The sequence below is a fragment of the Bartonella massiliensis genome (assembly GCF_902150025.1).
GTDB lineage: Bacteria > Pseudomonadota > Alphaproteobacteria > Rhizobiales > Rhizobiaceae > Bartonella > Bartonella massiliensis.
Genome location: NZ_CABFVS010000027.1, coordinates 1 through 2,250 on the forward strand (window position 1 = coordinate 1; position 2,250 = coordinate 2,250).

1 protein-coding gene is annotated in these 2,250 nt (G+C 30.6%); it reads right to left on the reverse strand.

Going from position 1 to position 2,250, the window contains the following annotated elements:
* Positions 1-146: 146 nt before the first annotated feature.
* Positions 147-905, reverse strand: coding sequence for an LbetaH domain-containing protein (locus FNZ60_RS07110; RefSeq protein ID WP_142416934.1), 759 nt, complete (start codon positions 903-905; stop codon positions 147-149).
* Between the last annotated feature and the right edge of the window lie 1,345 nt (positions 906-2,250).

Here is a 2,250-nt window from a genome sequence, read left to right on the forward strand (position 1 = left end):
ACGATAAAGAGTTTGATTATTTAATACACGTGTCTCATTTGTGAGTGCAAACTTTTTTTGCATAGCACAATTCCTTTATAAAGAGATTTAAATTTTTAAATGAAATGTTTTAAAGAAGGGGCGCCCCCGCCGCGCCCGTGCTTTATTTAAGCAGCGTCATTTTCATATGCGCTGTCATTATCATAGCCATAATCATCATAATATTCATGACGATAATAATCATCTTTACTACCAAATCTTGGAATTGCCTCATCATGAATTTGATCATCAGAAGTTAAAGAGGCAGCGCTATGAACACAAGAAGAACCTGATACATAAGAACCACAAACCACGGCATCATCCATAACATAAGAATGATCACATATATAAGCACCATCACTTATTTTTGCATTGCCACCGACATGAGCATCATCACAAACAACAGACATATCAGAAATATGCGCATGCCCACTTACACGGGCGTTATCATAAATTTTAACATTTCCTTCAATTATAACGGCATTTTCAATATGAGCATTGCCATAAACCTCACAATAATCATTTATTGCCATGCCTTCAAAAATAGCATTGCCATAAATTTTAGCATTGCCATAAACGTCTACAAAAAAGCTTTTTACTTTAGCATTCTCAAAAACCCTAGCATTTTGGAAAACGCGTGCTTTATCATAAACCCAGCAATTGCCATCATGAGAGAGATTATCTTCACTTTCAATATACCCCCCGAGGTCGCCTGCTTTAACATCATCAAAATCTCTTAAAGCTCTAATTCGCTTTAAGAAATGACCATCTATATATTCACAATCATCAATAAATTCGTATTTTTTTTCAGGCTCTTGTTTATTAACAGAAGCGGTTTCTTTTGAAATGTTAGAAATAACGGGGGGGTTTTTTGATATATTTGTCATAATTAAAACCTTAACGTAAAATTGTTTGTTATTGACACTCTTAACAAGCATCGGGTGCTAACAAACACGGCGTTAAGTCCGTTGCTTACACTTTTCCCATAAGGGTATTGTATGGTGTAAGCACACCCGACAGAGTCATTATATGCTAATTAACACATAAAAAACAGCCAGTATTTTAAAAGCATAAGAGAGGTTGTTTCGTAACCTATCCGCTTAACGAAAGTGTTTGTTAATCACTTGATTATTTATATAACAAAATACGTATTTATTGTCAAATAATATTTTATCTTTTTTGATATTTTTTATGATTTTTTTAAATGCATTGTGTGTAAATATTTATCATATGCTTATTAATTGCTTCTTTTGTATTATATGCTTTTAAATCTATATTATGGGCTTTATTAAGCGATTGCGTTATTTTTTGAATCTATACATTTATAATATTTAGAAACGCTCTCATCATGCGTATTTTTAACTTTATAACCTATCTTGTTTTTTACTAAATGGTTTTAAAGATTTCTGTTAATTTCTTTTTATAACACATTTGCAACTTAACAGCCTTTTATAGGGGCTGTCTTTATAACCAATGCATTCATTTGCAACGTAATTATGAAAATGCATTATGATTATGAAACCCTGCTTTTTTCACGGGTGTTTTATAGCTGTTATCTGCTTTATAGCCACCGCATCATTTTTATAAGAGAAACGATAATAGAATAATTGTGATTTATAGCCTGTTATGAAAGCATCTAAAGAGAGATTGCTAATTATAGAGATGAGCAAAATCCCTTTTAATAGACTTTTGTCAGCGTTGTCAGTTTTGTCAGTTAACTCTAGACCCTATATTATTTTTTTAAAATGAGAGAAAATTAAAATCATTATTTTTCAATATGTTAATATTTTAATGATACAACCTATATCGACAATACAACCATAAATTCAACTCATAATATATATGTGTCAGTTATCTGTCAGTAAATTGAACTGACAAAATGATTATTTTAGTGAGTGATTAAAGCACTTTTTTATGAAAAGCATATGATCCTTTAAAGCCTTTTAAAAGACAGTTTATAATCATAAGGCATGCTATCAAGATCATTATAATTATGAGTTTTGAAGGGGTTTTGAGTTTTGACGGTTGCTGCTTTTAGATAAAAAAATGGTAAAAAATAAAAATATTATATTTCAAGTGGTTAGTATTTTTAAAGTTTTCAAAAAACAACCTATATCAACAATGCAACCTCTAAATTCAATCAATAGTATATGTTTCGAGGGGGTTTTGACAATTTTTGCACCTTCAAAACCTATAAGCAAAATGAATATATGTAACTCTCTTTAAACAAAG